The following is a 15,569-nucleotide window of genomic DNA, read 5'->3' on the forward strand; positions in this document are numbered from 1 at the left end:
ACACCGCGTGGGAGGATGACCCCGTCCCGGAAGAGCGGCGGGCGGCGGGAAGGAACGGACCGGCGTTGAGCGAGAATCAGAACCTGCTCGCGGAGCAGCGGCGTGCCCTGATCCTCGACGAGGTGCGCAGGCGGGGCGGGGTCCGGGTGAACGAACTGACCCGCAGGCTGAACGTCTCCGACATGACCGTGCGCCGGGACCTGGACGCGCTGGCCCGCCGGGGCGTGATCGAGAAGGTGCACGGCGGCGCCGTTCCGGTGGTCGAGGCGAGCACGCACGAGCCCGGCTTCGAGGCCAAGTCGGCCCTGGAGCCGACGGCCAAGGAGGACATCGCCCGGGTGGCGGCGGCGATGGTGGTGCCGGGCAGCGCCGTCGCGCTGTCGGGCGGCACGACGACGTATGTGCTCGCCCAACACCTGGTGGACGTCCGGGATCTGACGGTGGTGACCAATTCGGTGCGGGTCGCCGACGTGTTCCACGCCGTGCAGCGGTCGAACGCGGTGGGCGGGGGGCGCACCGGGGCCGCCACGGTGGTGCTCACCGGCGGGGTGCGGACCCCGTCCGACTCCCTGGTCGGCCCGGTCGCCGATCAGGCGATCGCCTCGCTCCACTTCGATGTGCTCTTCCTCGGGGTGCACGGGATCTCGGTCGAGGCCGGTCTTTCGACGCCGAACCTGGCGGAGGCCGAGACCAACCGCCGGTTCATCCAGTCCGCGCGGCGTGTGGTGGTGGTCGCGGACCACACCAAGTGGGGCACGGTGGGCCTGAGTTCGTTCGCCGGGCTGGAGCAGGTGGACACGTTCGTGACGGACTCGGGACTGTCTGCGGCGGCCCGCGAGGAGATCGCGGAGCATCTGCCGGGTCTGCTGGTGGCCGAGCCGGCCCCGGACGGCGACTGAGGCGGCGGACGACGCGCGGCTTCCAGGGTGCCTCGGTGCTCCGCGGCAGGTGCGGGCCGGCCGGACGGGGGCGGTGGCCGGGACCCGGGGTGTGGGCGGGCTCGGCCCGGACGGGTCCGGACGGCGCAGGCGCGGGTGGCCGGTACGGGTGGCCCGTGCCTCCGTTCGGAGCCGTTCGCCCGGTCCCGTGCGCCGGTCCAATGCAAGACTCGGGCGGGTGAGCGAATCCTTGGCCGGAACACGACCGCGCTGTCTGGTGACGGGTGCCTCCGGGTACATCGGCGGCAGGCTGGTGCCCGCGCTGCTCGACACCGGTCACCGGGTGCGCGCGGCGGTGCGCGATCCCCGGAAGCTGCGGGACCATCCGTGGGCGGACCGGGTCGAGGTGGTGGCGGTCGACGTCCAGGACGCCGAGTCCCTGCGGGACGCGATGCGGGACGTGGATGTGGCGTACTACCTCGTGCACGCGCTCGGCTCCGGACGCGGCTTCGAGGAGCGGGACCGCGAGGCGGCCCGGATCTTCGGTGAGCGGGCCCGGGCGGCGGGGGTCCGGCGCATCGTGTACCTGGGCGGGCTCACCCCGGACGGGGTGCCGGAGCGGCGGCTGTCACCGCATCTGCGGTCGCGGGCCGAGGTGGGGCGCGTGCTGCTCGGCTCCGGAGTGCCGACGGCCGTGCTGCGGGCCGCGGTGGTCATCGGGTCGGGCTCAGCCTCCTTCGAGATCCTGCGCCACCTCACGGAGCGGCTGCCGGTGATGGTCACGCCGAGCTGGGTACGCACGGCGATCCAGCCGATCGCGGTACGGGACGTGATCCGTTGCCTCGTGGGCTGCGCCGGGCTGCCCGCCGAGGTGAACCGTGCCTTCGACATCGGCGGCCCGGACATCATGACGTACCGGGACATGATGCGCCGCTACGCGCGGGTCGCCGGGCTGCCGCACCGGCTGATCCTGCCCGTGCCCGTGCTCACCCCGGGGCTCTCCGGCCTCTGGATCGGGCTGGTGACCCCGGTGCCGCCCTCGATCGCCCGGCCGCTGGCGGAGTCGCTGCGGCACGAGGTGGTCTGCCACGAGCACGACATCGCCCGGTACGTGCCGGATCCGCCGGGCGGTCCCCTGGGCTTCGACGAGGCGCTGCGACTGGCGCTCCAGCGGATCAAGGAGGCGCGGGTCGACACCCGCTGGTCCTCGGCCTCGGTGCCCGGAGCGCCCAGCGATCCGCTGCCCACGGACCCGGATTGGTCCGGCGGCACCCTCTACCGGGACGAACGGGAGCTGGTGGTGCCGGTGGCGCCGGACGCGCTCTGGCGGGTGATCGAGGGCGTCGGCGGCGAGAACGGCTGGTACTCGTTCCCCCTGGCCTGGGCCGTGCGCGGTTGGCTCGACCGCGTTTTCGGCGGCGTCGGGCTGCGGCGCGGGCGGCGGGACCGGCAACGGCTGCGGGTGGGCGACTCGCTGGACTTCTGGCGGGTGGAGGAGATCGTTCCCGGTGAGCTGCTGCGGTTGCGCGCGGAGATGCGGCTGCCCGGTCCGGCGTGGCTCGAACTGTCGGTGAGCCGTGACGGGCAGGGCCGAACGGTCTACCGGCAGCGTGCGCTCTTCCACCCGCACGGGCTGCTCGGCCATGTCTACTGGTGGAGCGTATGGCCCTTCCACGCGGTGGTGTTCGGCGGCATGGCCCGCAACATCACCGCCGCCGCGTTCCCGGACCCGCGGCACCGGGCGGGTTGACGGCCTTGCGGACCAAGACATCTGACCGGACGCCGGTTATCGTGTGCGCGGCCTCGTACGCCGCCGACCGCACGGAGGTGCGCCCGTGTCACGCCCACTCCGTTCCGTGGGGGTCGACTTCGTCGACTCCGCTCCCCTGCGCCTGGTGTTCTCCGCCCGGATGTCCGCGCCCCCCGGCGAGGTCTACCGCGCCCTCGCCGATGACGTGGCCGACTGGCCGCGCTGGTTCACCTCGGTCACGGCGGCCCGGCCCACCGGCGGGCGCACCGGGCGCGAGGTCCGGCTCAGGGGCGGCGTGGCCCTGCGCGAGACGGTCCTCGCGGCGGACCCCGGCGAGCGGTACGCCTACCGGGTGGACGAGGCCGGCGCCCCCGGGGTCCGGGCCCTGGTGGAGGAGTGGCTGCTCGCACCGGACGGGATCGGGACGCGGGTGCGGTGGACGTTCGCCGCGGACGGTTCCGGCCCCTTCCGGTTCGCGCTGCGTCTGGGCCGCTCCGGGATGGGGCGGGCCTTCCGGGACGCGGTCCGCGCGCTCGACGGGCGGCTGGCCGCCGCTTCGGCGTGAGACCGGTCGCGGCCCCTGCGTGGGAAGCGGCCGTGTCGCGTCCCGGTGGCCGCGGTGGTCCGGGCCGCCCCGGTCATCCGGTCCAGCCGCCGCCGTTCAGGAAGGTGTCGATGGTCGCCGTGTACGGGGCGATGTCCAGGCCCTGCCCGGCGAGCCAGTCGTCGGAGTAGTACTTGTCGAGATAGCGGTCGCCCGGATCGCAGATCAGGGTGACGACGCTGCCGGTGGCGCCCTCCTCGACCATTTCGGCGACGAGTTTGAACGCGCTCCACAGCCCGGTGCCGGTGGAGCCGCCCGCTTTGCGGCCGATGGCCGTCTCCAGGGCGCGTACGGCGGCGACGCTGGCCGCGTCCGGCACCTTCATCATCCGGTCGATCGCCCCGGGCACGAAGCTCGGCTCCATCCGGGGCCTGCCGATGCCCTCGATCCGGGAGCCGCAGTCGCTGGTGGCCAGGGGGTCGTGCCGGGTCCAGCCGTCGAAGAAGCAGGAGTTCTCCGGGTCCGGCACGCAGATCCAGGTGTCGTACTGCATGTAGTGCACGTAGCGCGCGATGGTCGCCGAGGTGCCGCCCGTCCCGGCCGTGGCGACGATCCAGGTCGGCTCCGGGTAGCGTTCCAGCCTGAGTTGCTGGTAGACGGACTCGGCGATGTTGTTGTTGCCGCGCCAGTCGGTGGCCCGTTCGGCGTAGGTGAACTGGTCCATGTAGTGGCCGCCGGTTTCCGCGGCGAGCGTCGCGGACTCCTCGTACATCGTGCGGGAGTCGTCGACGAAGTGGCACCGGCCGCCGTGGAATTCGATCAGCCGGCACTTCTCGGGGCTGGTGGTGCGGGGCATCACGGCGATGAACGGCACCCCGATCAGCTTGGCGAAGTACGCCTCCGAGACGGCCGTGGAGCCACTGGACGCCTCGATCACCGGCTTGCCCGGCCGGATCCAGCCGTTGCAGAGCCCGTAGAGGAAGAGCGAGCGGGCCAGCCGGTGCTTGAGGCTTCCGGTGGGGTGCGTCGACTCGTCCTTGAGATAGAGGTCGATACCCCACGCCTCCGGCAGCGGGAAGCGCAGCAGATGGGTGTCGGCGGAGCGGTTGGCGTCTGCCTGGACCTTGCGCACGGCCTCCTTGAGCCAGGCCCGGTAACCGGGGTCGGAACGGTCGATGTCGGCGGTCGCCACGACCGGCCCCCCGTGCCCCTGCTGAACGGTACTCATCGGCGTGCTCCTCCTCGTGTCACCGGAACTCCACGCCGCCCACGATATTCCCCTCACCTGCACAAACGTTTCCTTTGATGAGCCATAGCCTCGCCTTGGCCCCGGCGCGCGGCACGGACGCACCCGTGCGCCGGTACGCGACCTGGCGCGGCGCTCCCGGCTTGTGCAGACTGCCCATCAGAACACCACGAAGGGGGCGAAGCAGCCATGCAGGAAACGGAGTTCAGCGCGACGGGGGTTCGGATCGAACGGTGGGCCCGGTCGCTCACCCGCGCCGGGCAGGTGGTCGTCAAGGACGGCAGGCTGGCCCTGCTGACCAGCTACGGACGGGAGATCGACAGTGCCCCGGTGCGGACGGTGAGCGCGGGCAGGCCGTGGTTCGCCGGGTCCGGTGCGGCCGTGGCGCGCCTCAACGGCACGCGCTACCGGCTGACGATGGGGCAGCGCGGCCGGAGGCCCGACGGTACGGGCCCCACCCGCCGGTTCCTCGAAACGCTGCGCAGTGCGGGCGGCCGGATGACCTGAGCGGACTGCACCGCCGGCACCTCGCGAGTTGCGGGCCCGTGTCCCCTGAGCGACATTGGTCACACCTCACTCATGGTTCACCGGCGGTGACACTGTGACCCTCTCCGCCGGGCAGGGATCAGCAGCAGGTGTCTGCTGAATCCGTTCCTCCGTCGTCTTCCGGACCTATTTCGGGGAGTCGCAGCCGTGATCAGCGAGCCAAGCAGGCACTGCACGGTGGAGCTCCAGGCCCTGCCGTCGCGGATCGGCCAAGTCCGCAGAATCATTTCGGCGCAGCTCCGCTTCTGGCATCTCGATCCCCTGATCGACCATGCGGCGCTCGGAGTCACCGAGCTGCTGACCAACGTCCACCGGCACGCCCAGCCGGACAAGTCGTGCACCGTCGAGGTCGAGTTACTGCTCGAACGGCTGATGGTGTCCGTGCACGACCACGATCCGCGGTTGCCGGCGGTGCGGGAGGCCGGTGCGTCCAGCACGTCCGGGCGCGGTCTCGCGTTGATCGCCGCCGTCAGCGAGAGCTGGGGAGCGCGCCCGAGGGACGGCGCCGGGAAGGTCGTCTGGTTCACGCTTCCGGCGCCGCCCCGGTGCGTCCCGCTTCCGCCACACCCGGTGTACGGGGCGACCACGGACGGACCGTTCGAACCGTACGCCGCCGCGTACCCGGCGGAGCGCACCCCGTCCGCCACCCGGTCGTCGGTGGTCGGGTAGCGGGCCCGGCGGGAGGCCGTCATGCCGCCTTCCGCCCTTGTCATGCAGCCTTCCGCCCCGTCGTACGCGGCCGGTCCGTCATCCGCGGCCGGGCCGCCCGCCAGGAACGGAGGAAGGGCCGGCGGACGGGGGTTCCGGCGGCGGCCCGCGCGTGGTGGCCGGTACGGGCCCGTACCGGGCCGCGCCCTGCTCGGAGGGGGCGCACGCCCAACCGGCGGACCATCCCACCGGGGCCCACGCGGCCACCGCCGTCACGACCGGCCGGTACGGCGGCGCGGCACGCGGCCGCCGCCCGCCCCGGACGGCGGACCGCGTCCCGCCCGAGTCCACCGCCCCGGTCGACGGGCGTGCGCGGCGCGCCCCCGGCCCGTCCTGCGAGGGCCGAACCCCGCGGCGACCGGCGCCCTCGCTCAGGCTCGGGCGAGCGCGGTCAGCGGGTCGTCGAGCACCGGCTGCCACGCCAGTTCGCCCGCACCCACCAGGCTGTTGTGGTCGAGCGTGCTGGACAGGATCGGCACGCTGCCGCTGCGCCCCCACAGACTGCGGTCGGCCACCACCGCGCGCAGCCGCTCGGGGTCGGCGTCGAGCAGAGCGCGGTGCAGTCCGCCGAGGACGATCCGGTCCGGGTTGAGGATGTTGACCAGTCCGGCGAGACCGAGGCCGAGCCGGTCGATCAGTTCCTCGGCGGCACGGCGCACCGCCGGGTCGTCGTACTCCGTGCGCAGCAGGTTCTCGGCCTGTTTGAGCAGCGACTCCTCCGGGCCCGGTTCGCGGCGTGCCGCGAGCAGGAACGCCAGCGGGTCGGTCTCGACGTCCAGGCAGCCGCGCCCGCCGCAGTGGCACGGACGGCCGTCGGGGTGCACCGTGAGATGCCCCACTTCCAGCGCGAGTCCCGAACTCCCGGTGTGCAGACGGCCGTCGAGGACCAGCGCACCGCCCACGCCGCGGTGGCCGGTGGCGACGCAGAGCAGATGCCGGGCGCCGCATCCGGCGCCATGCCGGTGCTCGGCGAGCGCGGCGAGGTTGACGTCGTTGCCGGCGAACGCGGGGCCCGGAATCCCCGCCGCCGCCACGTGGGCGGCGAAGATCTCGCGCACCGGGGCGCCGGCGGGCCAGGCGATGTGCAGAGGATTGAGCGCGGTGCCCTCCGGTTCGGCGACCGCGGACGGCACCGCGAGTCCCGCGCCGACACAGCGCCGTCCGCTCTCCCGCAGCAGCCGGGCGCAGTCGTCGACCACCTCTCCGATCACCTGGGCCGGGTCCGCCGTGACGGTGACGCATCCGGGGGCGGTGGCGACGATCCGCCCGCCGAGCCCGACGAGCGCGGCCCGGTACCCGTCCGCGTGCACCTGCGCGGCGACGGCGACCGGGCCCGACTCCCGTACGGCGAGCCGGTGCGAGGGGCGGCCCTGCGAGCCCGCGGCGGACACCGGCCGGGAATCGACCTGGATCAGGCCGAGCGCCTCCAGTTCCGAGGCGACCGCACCGGCCGTCGCCCGGGTGACCCCGAGCTCCGAGGTGAGCACGGCACGAGTGGGGGCGCGTCCGGTGTGGACCAGTTCCAGCGCGGGCCCGAGCGCACTGCGGCCCCTCTCCAACTTCGTCCGGGTGGTGGTCACCTTGCCGTTCATGGGGGCGAGTCTCCCACGATCCGAGCGTTTCCCCCGACGCCCCGGTGGCCCGCAGGCGTCCCCGGCGCCACCTACGCCTTTCCGGTGAGCGCGGCGGCGTCGAACCGCTTTGCACACGCCGCCCCGACCCCCCTATGCTGAGTTTGTGCCGCTACTAAACAAAACACGGCCGGCCCTGCCGGAAGCACCGGGCGGAAACATCGCCCCGCCTTCGTCGGCCCGCCTCCGTACCGCACTGACCGTCTTCTTCGCCCTCGACGGCTTCCTCTTCGCCGGCTGGGTCGTCCGCATCCCGGCCATCAAGCACCAGACCGGTGCGTCGGCCTCCGCCCTGGGACTCGCGCTTCTCGGCGTGTCCGCCGGGGCGGTGGTGACCATGATGCTCACCGGCCGCCTGTGCCGCCGGTTCGGCAGCCACGCGGTGACGGTGGTCTGCGGCGTGCTCCTCTCGCTCAGCATCGCGCTGCCCGCGCAGACGCGTTCGGCGCTCACGCTCGGCCTGGTGCTGCTGGCCTTCGGGGCCGCGTACGGCGGGATGAACGTGGCGATGAACAGCGCGGCGGTCGAGCTGGTGGCCGCCCTGCGGCGTCCCGTGATGCCGGGGTTCCACGCGGCGTTCAGCCTCGGCGGGATGGTCGGCGCCGGGCTCGGCGGGCTGGTGGCGGGCGGACTCTCCCCCGCCGCCCACCTCTTCGCCCTCACCGGGATCGGGCTCCTGGTCACCGCCGCGGCCGGCCCGGCGCTGCTGCGTCATCCGGCACCCGGGCCCGAACTCCGGTCCGCCTCCACTTCCGCCTCCGCCCCCGCGACGGACGGTTCCGGAGCGCGGCGTCCGGCACCGCGCGCACGGCGAGCGGTGCTGCTGTTCGGCGTGATCGCGCTGTGCACCGCGTACGGCGAGGGTGCGCTGGCCGACTGGGGCGCCCTCCACCTGGAACAGGATCTGCGCGCGCACCCGGGTGTCGCCGCCGCCGGGTACTCCCTGTTCGCACTGGCCATGACCGCCGGCAGGCTCAGCGGCACGACGCTGCTCGAACGCCTCGGCCAGACCCGCACCCTGGTCGCGGGCGGCGTGACGGCCGCGGCCGGAATGCTGCTCGGCTCGCTCGCCCCCACCGCATGGGCGGCTCTTCTCGGCTTCGCGGTCACGGGCCTCGGCCTGGCGAACATCTTCCCCGTGGCGGTGGCCCGGGCCGGGGAGCTCTCCGGCCCCTCCGGAGTGGCCGCCGCCTCGACGCTCGGCTACGGAGGGATGCTGCTCGGGCCGCCCGCGATCGGCTTCCTGGCCGACTGGTCCTCTCTCCCGGCGGCCCTCACGACGGTGGCGCTGCTGGCCACGGCCGCCGCCGTGCTGGGATACGCGGCACGGGGCACCGCCCGGGCCTGAGGCCTCGGCCGCACCCCGGAGCCACGGGACCGCCGCACCGCCCTCGGCCCGGCCCGGCTCGGCCCCGCCCCGGCGCGGTGCGGTGCTGTGCGGTGCTGTGCGGTGCTGTGCTGTGCTGTGCTGTGCTGTGCTGTGCTGTGCGCTCGACGGTGCCGTGCTCCCCGCGGCTGCGCGCCGCGGACACCGGACCGGCCGGACCGTGCGGCCCCGTCCGGGCCACCGTAGACCGAGCGGGACGAAGCATCGCCCCAACTGGGCTTCTGGTGCCGCGAGTTGAGCACGGGGCCCGCGCCGCCTCCGGGAAAGCCTCCCGGCCGGCCCTTCCGGCGGGCGGTGGTGGTGCCGCGCCGCCACTGACGGAACGGGGCGGTCCGCTCAGCCGTCGGAAACCGTCGGGCGGCCCGCCGGATCCCACCACTCCCGGGTTCAGGGACGGGGCGATGTCCGCCCTCCGCCGCGTGGACCGAGCAGGCCCACTCCGCGGGCCAGTTCGGTGACCGCCGCCAGGAAGAAGTCGTCCCTCGCCTCGACCACGCGATGGAACTGGCCGAAGACCTCGAAGGAGACCAGCCCGAACAGCTGCGCCCACGCGGCGATCAGCGGGACGGCGACCCCCGGCGGCAGATCGGGGGCGAACTCCGCCGCCATCCGCCCCGCCTCGGCGCGCAGTTCGTCGGCGAGCGGCGGCACGGCGAGACCGTCCTCGCGGTAGGCGTCGCCGACGATGGAGATCAGCACGAGGCCGACACGGGCCGCCGGACCGATCGTCGCCTGCGGGGCGGTGTACCCGGGCACGGGCGAGCCATAGATCAGCGCGTACTCATGAGGGTGGGCCAGGGCCCACCCACGAACGGCGCGGGCGACCGAGGCCCAGCGCTCAAGGTGGGGAGCGCCCTCGGCGCGGGCGGCCCGGTGGGCGGCTTCGGCGCTCTCGCCGACGGCGTCGTACGCGTCGACGATCAGGGTCGTGAGCAGGTCGTCCCGGCTCGGAAAGTAGCGGTAGAGCGCGGAGGACGCCATACCGAGCTCCCGGGCGACGGCGCGCAGCGAGAGCTTCGCCGCGCCCTCGGCGGCGAGCTGCCTCCTCGCCTCGTCCTTGATGGCGGCGGTGACCTCGATGCGGGCCCGCTCCCTGGCCCCTCGCACAGTGCTCATGACGCACAGCCTGCCACGAATGAAGAGCACTGACCAGCGACGAGAGCACTGCTCTTGATTTTGAGCGCCGATTCCGTGCACACTCATCTCAATCGAGAGCACCGCTCTCAGAACAGTGGGGAGTCACCATGTCTCAGCCGTACTATCTGCAGGGCAACCCTCTCAACGACCGGCTGAACGGCCTCATCGGCTGGCTCGCCCGGCGCGGCGTCAGCCTCGCCGGCTCCGCCGAACTGTCGGTGCGCGGCCGGAAGAGCGGGAAGATGCAGCGCATCCCGGTGAACCCCCACACCTACGACGGCGCGCAGTACCTGGTCTCCGCACGGGGCCATTCCCAGTGGGTGCGCAATATGCGGGCCGCCGGGGGCGGCGAACTGCGGGTGGGCCGCAGGGTCCGGGCCTTCTCGGCCGTGGAGATCACGGACGATGCGCACAAGGCGTCCGTCGTCCGCGCCTATCTGGAGCGGTGGGGCTGGCAGGTCAACCAGTTCTTCCAGGGGGTCACCGCGAAGTCCACGGACGCCGAACTCCTGGCCGCCTGCCCCGACCACCCCGTTTTCCGGATCACCGTCGACGGCTGACCGGCATCCCGCCCCGGACGTCCGGGCCACCCCGCACCCGAGGGCGACGACCGCACCGGACGCGGTCACCGGGCGCCGAACGCACCGTCCCGCCGGGCGTCCTGGCGGTCCATCACCGACAGTGCCCGCTGCGCCAGCGGATGCGTCCGGACCAGCTCGGCCAGCGACGTGGTCCCCCTGGTCACCCCGGCGAACGCGTTCCACGCCGGGCGGAATCCCGTGAGCACCGCGTGCAGCACGCCCGGACGCCGCTCGAACATCTTCAGCATGCGACGGCCGACGCCCATCTCCACACCCAGTCCGGCCTTGATGGCGAAGGCGTAGTTGAGCGCCTGGCGCCGGGCGTCCACCGCGTCGTGCGACTCCGCGATCCGGACCGCCCATTCGCCGGCGAGCCGCCCCGAGCGCAGCGCGAAGGAGATGCCCTCGCGGGTCCACGGTTCCAGGAGCCCCGCCGCGTCACCGCAGACCAGCACGCGCCCGCGCGAGAGCGGCGAGTCGTCGCTGCGACAGCGCGTCAGATGCCCGGAAGAGATCTTCGGCTCGAATCCGGCGAGCCCGAGCCGGGCGATGAAGTCCTCCAGGTACCGCTTGGTGCCCGCACCGTCGCCGCGCGCCGAGATGACACCGACGGTGAGGATGTCGCCTTTGGGGAACACCCAGCCGTAGCTTCCGGGCAGGGGCCCCCAGTCGATCAGCGCCCGCCCCGCCCAGTCATCGGCGACCGTCCGCGGAACCGGGATCTCCGCCTCCAGCCCGAGGTCCACCTGATCCAGCTTCACCCCGACATGGGCCCCTATCCGTCCGGCGCTGCCGTCGGCACCGACGACCGCGCGGGCCAGGACGGTCTCGCCGCCGGCCAGCACCACGGCGACCGTACGCCGGTCCGGCACCGCGGCGCCGTGCTGCTCGACCCTCGTCACGGTGACTCCGGTACGGAGCTCGGCGCCCGCCTTCTGCGCCTCCTCGACCAGCCGTGCGTCGAACTCGGCGCGGTTGACGAGGCCGAACAGCATCCGCTTGGAGCGGCGGGTGCGCGCCAGTCTGCCGTTGAGCGAGAACGTCACGGCGTGCACCCGGTCCTGCAGAGGCAGCTCGAACCCGGGCGGCAGCGCGTCCCGTGTGAACCCGATGATCCCGCCGCCGCACGTCTTGTAGCGCGGAAGCTCCGCCCTTTCGAGGAGCAGTACCCGCCGGCCCGCGACCGCCGCCGCGTACGCCGCGGACGCTCCGGCCGGCCCACCACCGACTACGACGACGTCCCACACGGTCGACTCTTCGCGCTCATGCACGGCGTCTGCGTTCTCGCTGCTCACGATGTGCTTCTGCTCCCGATCCCGCCAATGGTCCATGCTGCTCACGGCATCCTACGGCTCGTCCGGTCGGGCACCCCCTGTGGGAGGATCGACCGTACGTTCACCCCGCACGCGCACCACACCACCGGTGCGCCTGCACCGGATTCGTACCGCTGACGTCGCACCCACGAGGAGCGTGCTTATGACCGCCCGTCCGATCTTTGAGGCCGTCGCCTCGCTGATGCCCCGCGCCAAGACGGAGCTGGCCGAGCTGGTGGCCTTCCCATCGGTGGCGGATCCCGCTCAGTTCCCCAGGAGCGCGTGCGAGGCCGCCGCGAACTGGGTGGCCGACGCGCTGCGCGCCGAGGACTTCCAGGACGTCGCCCTGCTCGACACCCCCGACGGAACGCAGTCGGTGTACGGCTACCTGCCGGGACCGGCCGGCGCCCCGACCGTACTGCTCTACGCGCACTACGACGTGCAGCCGCCGCTCGACGAGTCCGCCTGGTTCTCCCCGCCGTTCGAGCTGACCGAGCGGGACGGCCGCTGGTACGGCCGCGGCGCGGCGGACTGCAAGGGCGGCTTCGTCATGCACCTCCTCGCGCTGCGCGCCCTGAAGGCCCACGGCGGCGTCCCGGTCTCGGTCAAGGTGATCGCGGAGGGCTCCGAGGAGCAGGGCACCGGCGGTCTGGAGCGGTATGCCGAGGCGCACCCCGAACTGCTCGCCGCCGACACGATCGTCATCGGCGACACCGGCAACTTCCGCGTCGGCCTGCCGACGGTCACGGCCACTCTGCGGGGTATGACGATGCTGCGGGTCACCCTCGACACCCTCGAAGGGAACCTGCACTCCGGGCAGTTCGGCGGCGCCGCCCCGGACGCGCTGGCCGCGATGATCCAGCTGCTGGCGTCGCTGCGCGCAGAGGACGGCAGCACCACCGTCGACGGACTCACCGCGGACGCCGAGTGGGACGGACTCCAGTACCAGGAGGACGCGTTCCGCAAGGACGCGAAGGTCCTCGACGGCGTCGGACTGATCGGCACGGGTACGGTCGCAGACCGGATCTGGGCCCGGCCCGCCGTGACCGTCATCGGCATCGACTGCCCCCCGGTGGTCGGCGCCACCCCCTCGCTCCAGGCGACCGCGCGGGCCCAGATCAGCCTGCGGGTGCCGCCGGGCCGGGACGCCGCCGAGGCCACCGAGCTGCTGACCGCCCATCTCAAGGCGCACGCGCCCTGGGGCGCCAGGGTCTCGGTGGAACAGGTCGGCCAGGGCCAGCCGTTCCGCGCGGACACCTCCAGCCCCGCGTACGCGTCGATGGCACGGGCGATGGAGGCCGCGTACCCCGGCGAGACGATGCAGATGTCCGGGATGGGCGGCTCGATCCCGCTCTGCAACACCCTCGCCGCGCTCTACCCGGAGGCCGAGATCCTGCTGATCGGCCTGAGCGAGCCGGAGGCGCAGATCCACGCGGTGAACGAGAGCGTGTCGCCCGAGGAGCTGGAGCGCCTGTCGGTCGCCGAGGCCCTGTTCCTGCGCAACTACGCCGAGTCCAAGCAGGGCTGACGGCCGTCAGGACACGTCCCCGCGGTTCCGGCACGCCCGTGACCGCGGGGGCGGGCCCGCGCGGGCCCTCGCGACGACGGAGGTGCACGCCTCTTCGGCACCGACGCGGCACCGCACGTCTCAGCCGACCGGGACTCCGGCTTCCAGATTGAGCACGGTCCGCCGCTCGCGGGCCCGCAGTGCCCAGCGCAGCCTCTTGTAGCGGGTGGGAGGGAGCAGGGTGGCGGCCTCCTCCTCGGTGACGAACCGCCAGCCCCGCAGCTCCGAGTCCGGCAGCAGCATCCGCCGGACGTCCGCGCCGGGCAGCAGTCCACCGTCGAAGAGCAGCCTGAGACCCCCGTAGCCGGGCGGCTGGGGGGCCTCCCAGTCGACGACCAGGAGCCGGGGCACCCGGTCGAGGTGGATTCCTATCTCCTCGGCCACCTCCCGGATCCCGGCCTGCGCCGGCGCCTCACCCGCCTCGACCACTCCGCCGGGGAACTCCCAGCCCGGCTTGTACGTCGGGTCGACGAGCAGCACCCGGTCCTGCTCGTCGAAGAGCAGCACCCCCGCGGCGACCGTCTCCCCGGTCGGGGCGGGGGTCTGCACGATCTCGCAGGCCGCGGCCGTCCCGGTGCGCACCGCCTCGGCCATGTGCTCGGCCGTCTCGTACGGGGTGAGCTCGCTGGTGTCGATGGTGTGGGCGTCACGGGTGAGCCAGGCGAGCGCCGCCTGGTAGGGGCCGATGTGCTCGTAGGCCCACTGCCGGACCCGCTCGCCGTGCTCGGGGTCGTCGGCGGACTCCGCCCGGCCGGCGATGCGTTTACGCAGGATCGTTTCCTCTGGTGAGAGCAGCACATGGCGCACCGGGATCCGCCGGGAGGCGAGCCCCCCGAAGACCTCGTCACGGTATTCCTGCCGCAGCAGCGTCATCGGCACCACCAGCACGCCGGGCACCTCGGCCAGCAGGGCCGCGGCGGTGTCCACCACCAGCCGTCGCCAGATCGGCAGGTCCTGGAAGTCCGTGACCTCGGCGAGCTTCTTCTGCGGCAGCAGGTATCGCAGCCCCGTGCCGATCAGCTCAGGTTCGAAGAAGGTGCTGTTCGGGATCAGATCGACCAGCTCGCGCGCGGCACACGTCTTCCCCGCGCCGAACGCACCGTTGATCCAGACGATCACGGTTCCCCCTCCTCCGTAGCCCCCTGTGGCTTGCCCGCAACACCCTGCCGCGAAAACCCGGTTGTGGCGATGCTGTTACCCCAAAGGAACGGACGGATACCCCCGGATGCCGCCCCGTGCCCCGGGGCCGCCCCGTGCGCCGGCAACGCCGGCCCGCGCAGGGGTACATGACGTAGCGTCAAAACACTTCCGGAGCAGGCGATACCGGGTCGGAGCGCGTTTCCCCGCAGGGCCGCTCCCGCCTCGCGCCGAACCCTCGATTCCGTTGCCCGGCCACCGGAGCGGAGACCGCGTTCACCCCATTGTCACAACTCCATCACCAACGGAACGAATTGCTCCTTCACCTGTTCCAGGATCGATACGTTCAAGCGTCCAACAACCGCACATGGGGGGACAGATGTCTCAGAACCACCAGCCGCCCTGGGGCCGACCACCCCAGCCGTCCGGCGACCTCGCGCCGCAGGCAGCGCCCTTCCCCGCCGCCCGCCCGAAGTGGACGCGCAAACGGGTCCTCATTCCGGCCGCCACCGTTCTCTTCCTCACCGGAGTGGGAATCGGGGGCAGCGCGGAGCCCGCCCAGGCGGAGAAGACGGCCGCCGCGCAGGCCGTGCCGTCGGCGACCGTCACCGCCACGGCCACGGCCACGGTCCCCGCGACACCGACACCCGTGGCCTCCGACACGGCGTCCCCGAGCCCCGAACCGGTGCCGACCGTCACGGTGACCAGAACCGTCGAAGTGACCGTCGCGCCCGAGGCCGAGGACGACACGTCCGACAGGACCGGATCAACCGGGTCCGGTTCAAGCGGGGGCGGCTCCGTGTACTACCGGAACTGCGCCGCCGCACGCGCGGCCGGCGCGGCGCCCGTCCGCGTCGGGGATCCCGGCTATGCCCGTCACCTCGACCGGGACGGCGACGGCGTCGGCTGCGAATAGCGGCGCGGGCCTGCCCCGCGGGCGTCTGGAGGACATGCGAGGCCTTTGGAGGCCGAGCCCCGGCCATGCCGACGGGTCACGGGGCCGCTCGGCGGAGGGTGGGGGGGGGGGGGGCCCCCGGCCGGCCCCCCCCCCCCCCCCCCCCCCCCCCCCCCCGCCCCCCCCCCCACACCCCCCCCCCCGGCCCCCCCCCGCCCGGCCCCGCCCCCCCCCCCCCACCCCCCCCGG

Annotated in this window: 14 protein-coding genes; 9 read left to right on the forward strand and 5 right to left on the reverse strand. The window is 73.4% G+C overall.

Translation table 11 applies throughout. The features are described 5' to 3' along the window. The first annotated feature begins 65 nt into the window (after positions 1-65). The 3 genes from ACIHCL_RS11225 (at position 66) to ACIHCL_RS11235 (ending at position 3,193) form a co-directional block, all read left to right on the forward strand. Positions 66-899, forward strand: a complete 834-nt coding sequence (locus tag ACIHCL_RS11225) for a DeoR/GlpR family DNA-binding transcription regulator (RefSeq protein WP_399859769.1) — start codon at positions 66-68, stop codon at positions 897-899. A gap of 217 nt (positions 900-1,116) precedes the next feature. Then, on the forward strand, positions 1,117-2,628 hold the full coding sequence (locus ACIHCL_RS11230; RefSeq protein ID WP_399859771.1) for an SDR family oxidoreductase: 1,512 nt from the start codon (positions 1,117-1,119) through the stop codon (positions 2,626-2,628). Positions 2,629-2,713: 85 nt separating this feature from the next. Beyond that, the gene (locus ACIHCL_RS11235; RefSeq protein WP_399859774.1) at positions 2,714-3,193 is read left to right on the forward strand and encodes an SRPBCC family protein; all 480 of its coding nucleotides are present in this window, start codon (positions 2,714-2,716) and stop codon (positions 3,191-3,193) included. A gap of 73 nt (positions 3,194-3,266) precedes the next feature. Here ACIHCL_RS11235 and ACIHCL_RS11240 read toward each other — a convergent pair whose 3' ends face one another. Further along, positions 3,267-4,400 (reverse strand): PLP-dependent cysteine synthase family protein, encoded by a 1,134-nt coding sequence (locus ACIHCL_RS11240; RefSeq protein ID WP_399859777.1) that lies wholly within the window; start codon positions 4,398-4,400, stop codon positions 3,267-3,269. A 207-nt stretch (positions 4,401-4,607) separates the two neighbouring features. On the opposite strand from ACIHCL_RS11240, the gene ACIHCL_RS11245 reads away from it, so the two are divergent. Continuing rightward, the gene (locus ACIHCL_RS11245; protein ID WP_399859779.1) at positions 4,608-4,925 is read left to right on the forward strand and encodes a hypothetical protein; all 318 of its coding nucleotides are present in this window, start codon (positions 4,608-4,610) and stop codon (positions 4,923-4,925) included. Positions 4,926-5,111: 186 nt separating this feature from the next. Next, positions 5,112-5,633, forward strand: coding sequence for an ATP-binding protein (locus tag ACIHCL_RS11250; protein ID WP_399859781.1), 522 nt, complete (start codon positions 5,112-5,114; stop codon positions 5,631-5,633). Positions 5,634-6,043: 410 nt separating this feature from the next. Here the strand turns inward: ACIHCL_RS11250 and ACIHCL_RS11255 are convergent, their stop codons facing one another. Beyond that, positions 6,044-7,264 (reverse strand): ROK family protein, encoded by a 1,221-nt coding sequence (locus tag ACIHCL_RS11255; protein WP_399859783.1) that lies wholly within the window; start codon positions 7,262-7,264, stop codon positions 6,044-6,046. 145 nt (positions 7,265-7,409) lie between these two features. Here ACIHCL_RS11255 and ACIHCL_RS11260 point away from each other — a divergent pair, with 145 nt between their 5' ends. Then, on the forward strand, positions 7,410-8,651 hold the full coding sequence (locus ACIHCL_RS11260) for an MFS transporter (protein ID WP_399859785.1): 1,242 nt from the start codon (positions 7,410-7,412) through the stop codon (positions 8,649-8,651). Positions 8,652-9,077: 426 nt separating this feature from the next. Here the strand turns inward: ACIHCL_RS11260 and ACIHCL_RS11265 are convergent, their stop codons facing one another. Further along, complete coding sequence (locus ACIHCL_RS11265) at positions 9,078-9,806, reverse strand: TetR/AcrR family transcriptional regulator (RefSeq protein ID WP_399859787.1); 729 nt, start codon at positions 9,804-9,806, stop codon at positions 9,078-9,080. A 128-nt stretch (positions 9,807-9,934) separates the two neighbouring features. Between ACIHCL_RS11265 and ACIHCL_RS11270 the strand changes: the two genes are divergently transcribed. Then, positions 9,935-10,387: a nitroreductase family deazaflavin-dependent oxidoreductase gene (locus tag ACIHCL_RS11270; protein ID WP_399859790.1), complete on the forward strand. Its 453-nt coding sequence runs from the start codon at positions 9,935-9,937 to the stop codon at positions 10,385-10,387. Positions 10,388-10,452: 65 nt separating this feature from the next. On the opposite strand, the gene ACIHCL_RS11275 is transcribed toward ACIHCL_RS11270, so the two are convergent. Beyond that, positions 10,453-11,703 carry a geranylgeranyl reductase family protein gene (locus ACIHCL_RS11275; RefSeq protein WP_399859793.1) on the reverse strand — a complete coding sequence of 417 codons (1,251 nt, stop codon included), beginning with the start codon at positions 11,701-11,703 and terminating at the stop codon, positions 10,453-10,455. A gap of 181 nt (positions 11,704-11,884) precedes the next feature. On the opposite strand from ACIHCL_RS11275, the gene ACIHCL_RS11280 reads away from it, so the two are divergent. Further along, the gene (locus ACIHCL_RS11280) at positions 11,885-13,249 is read left to right on the forward strand and encodes a dipeptidase (RefSeq protein ID WP_399859796.1); all 1,365 of its coding nucleotides are present in this window, start codon (positions 11,885-11,887) and stop codon (positions 13,247-13,249) included. Positions 13,250-13,369: 120 nt separating this feature from the next. Here ACIHCL_RS11280 and ACIHCL_RS11285 read toward each other — a convergent pair whose 3' ends face one another. Beyond that, positions 13,370-14,407, reverse strand: coding sequence for an NUDIX domain-containing protein (locus ACIHCL_RS11285; protein ID WP_399859799.1), 1,038 nt, complete (start codon positions 14,405-14,407; stop codon positions 13,370-13,372). A 397-nt stretch (positions 14,408-14,804) separates the two neighbouring features. Between ACIHCL_RS11285 and ACIHCL_RS11290 the strand changes: the two genes are divergently transcribed. Next, a complete protein-coding gene (locus ACIHCL_RS11290; protein ID WP_399859801.1) occupies positions 14,805-15,341 on the forward strand; it encodes an excalibur calcium-binding domain-containing protein in 537 nt (178 codons plus the stop codon). The last annotated feature ends 228 nt before the right edge of the window (positions 15,342-15,569 follow it).

The sequence above is a fragment of the Streptomyces sp. NPDC052042 genome (genome assembly GCF_044548345.1).
In the GTDB taxonomy this organism is placed as follows: Bacteria; Actinomycetota; Actinomycetes; order Streptomycetales; family Streptomycetaceae; genus Streptomyces.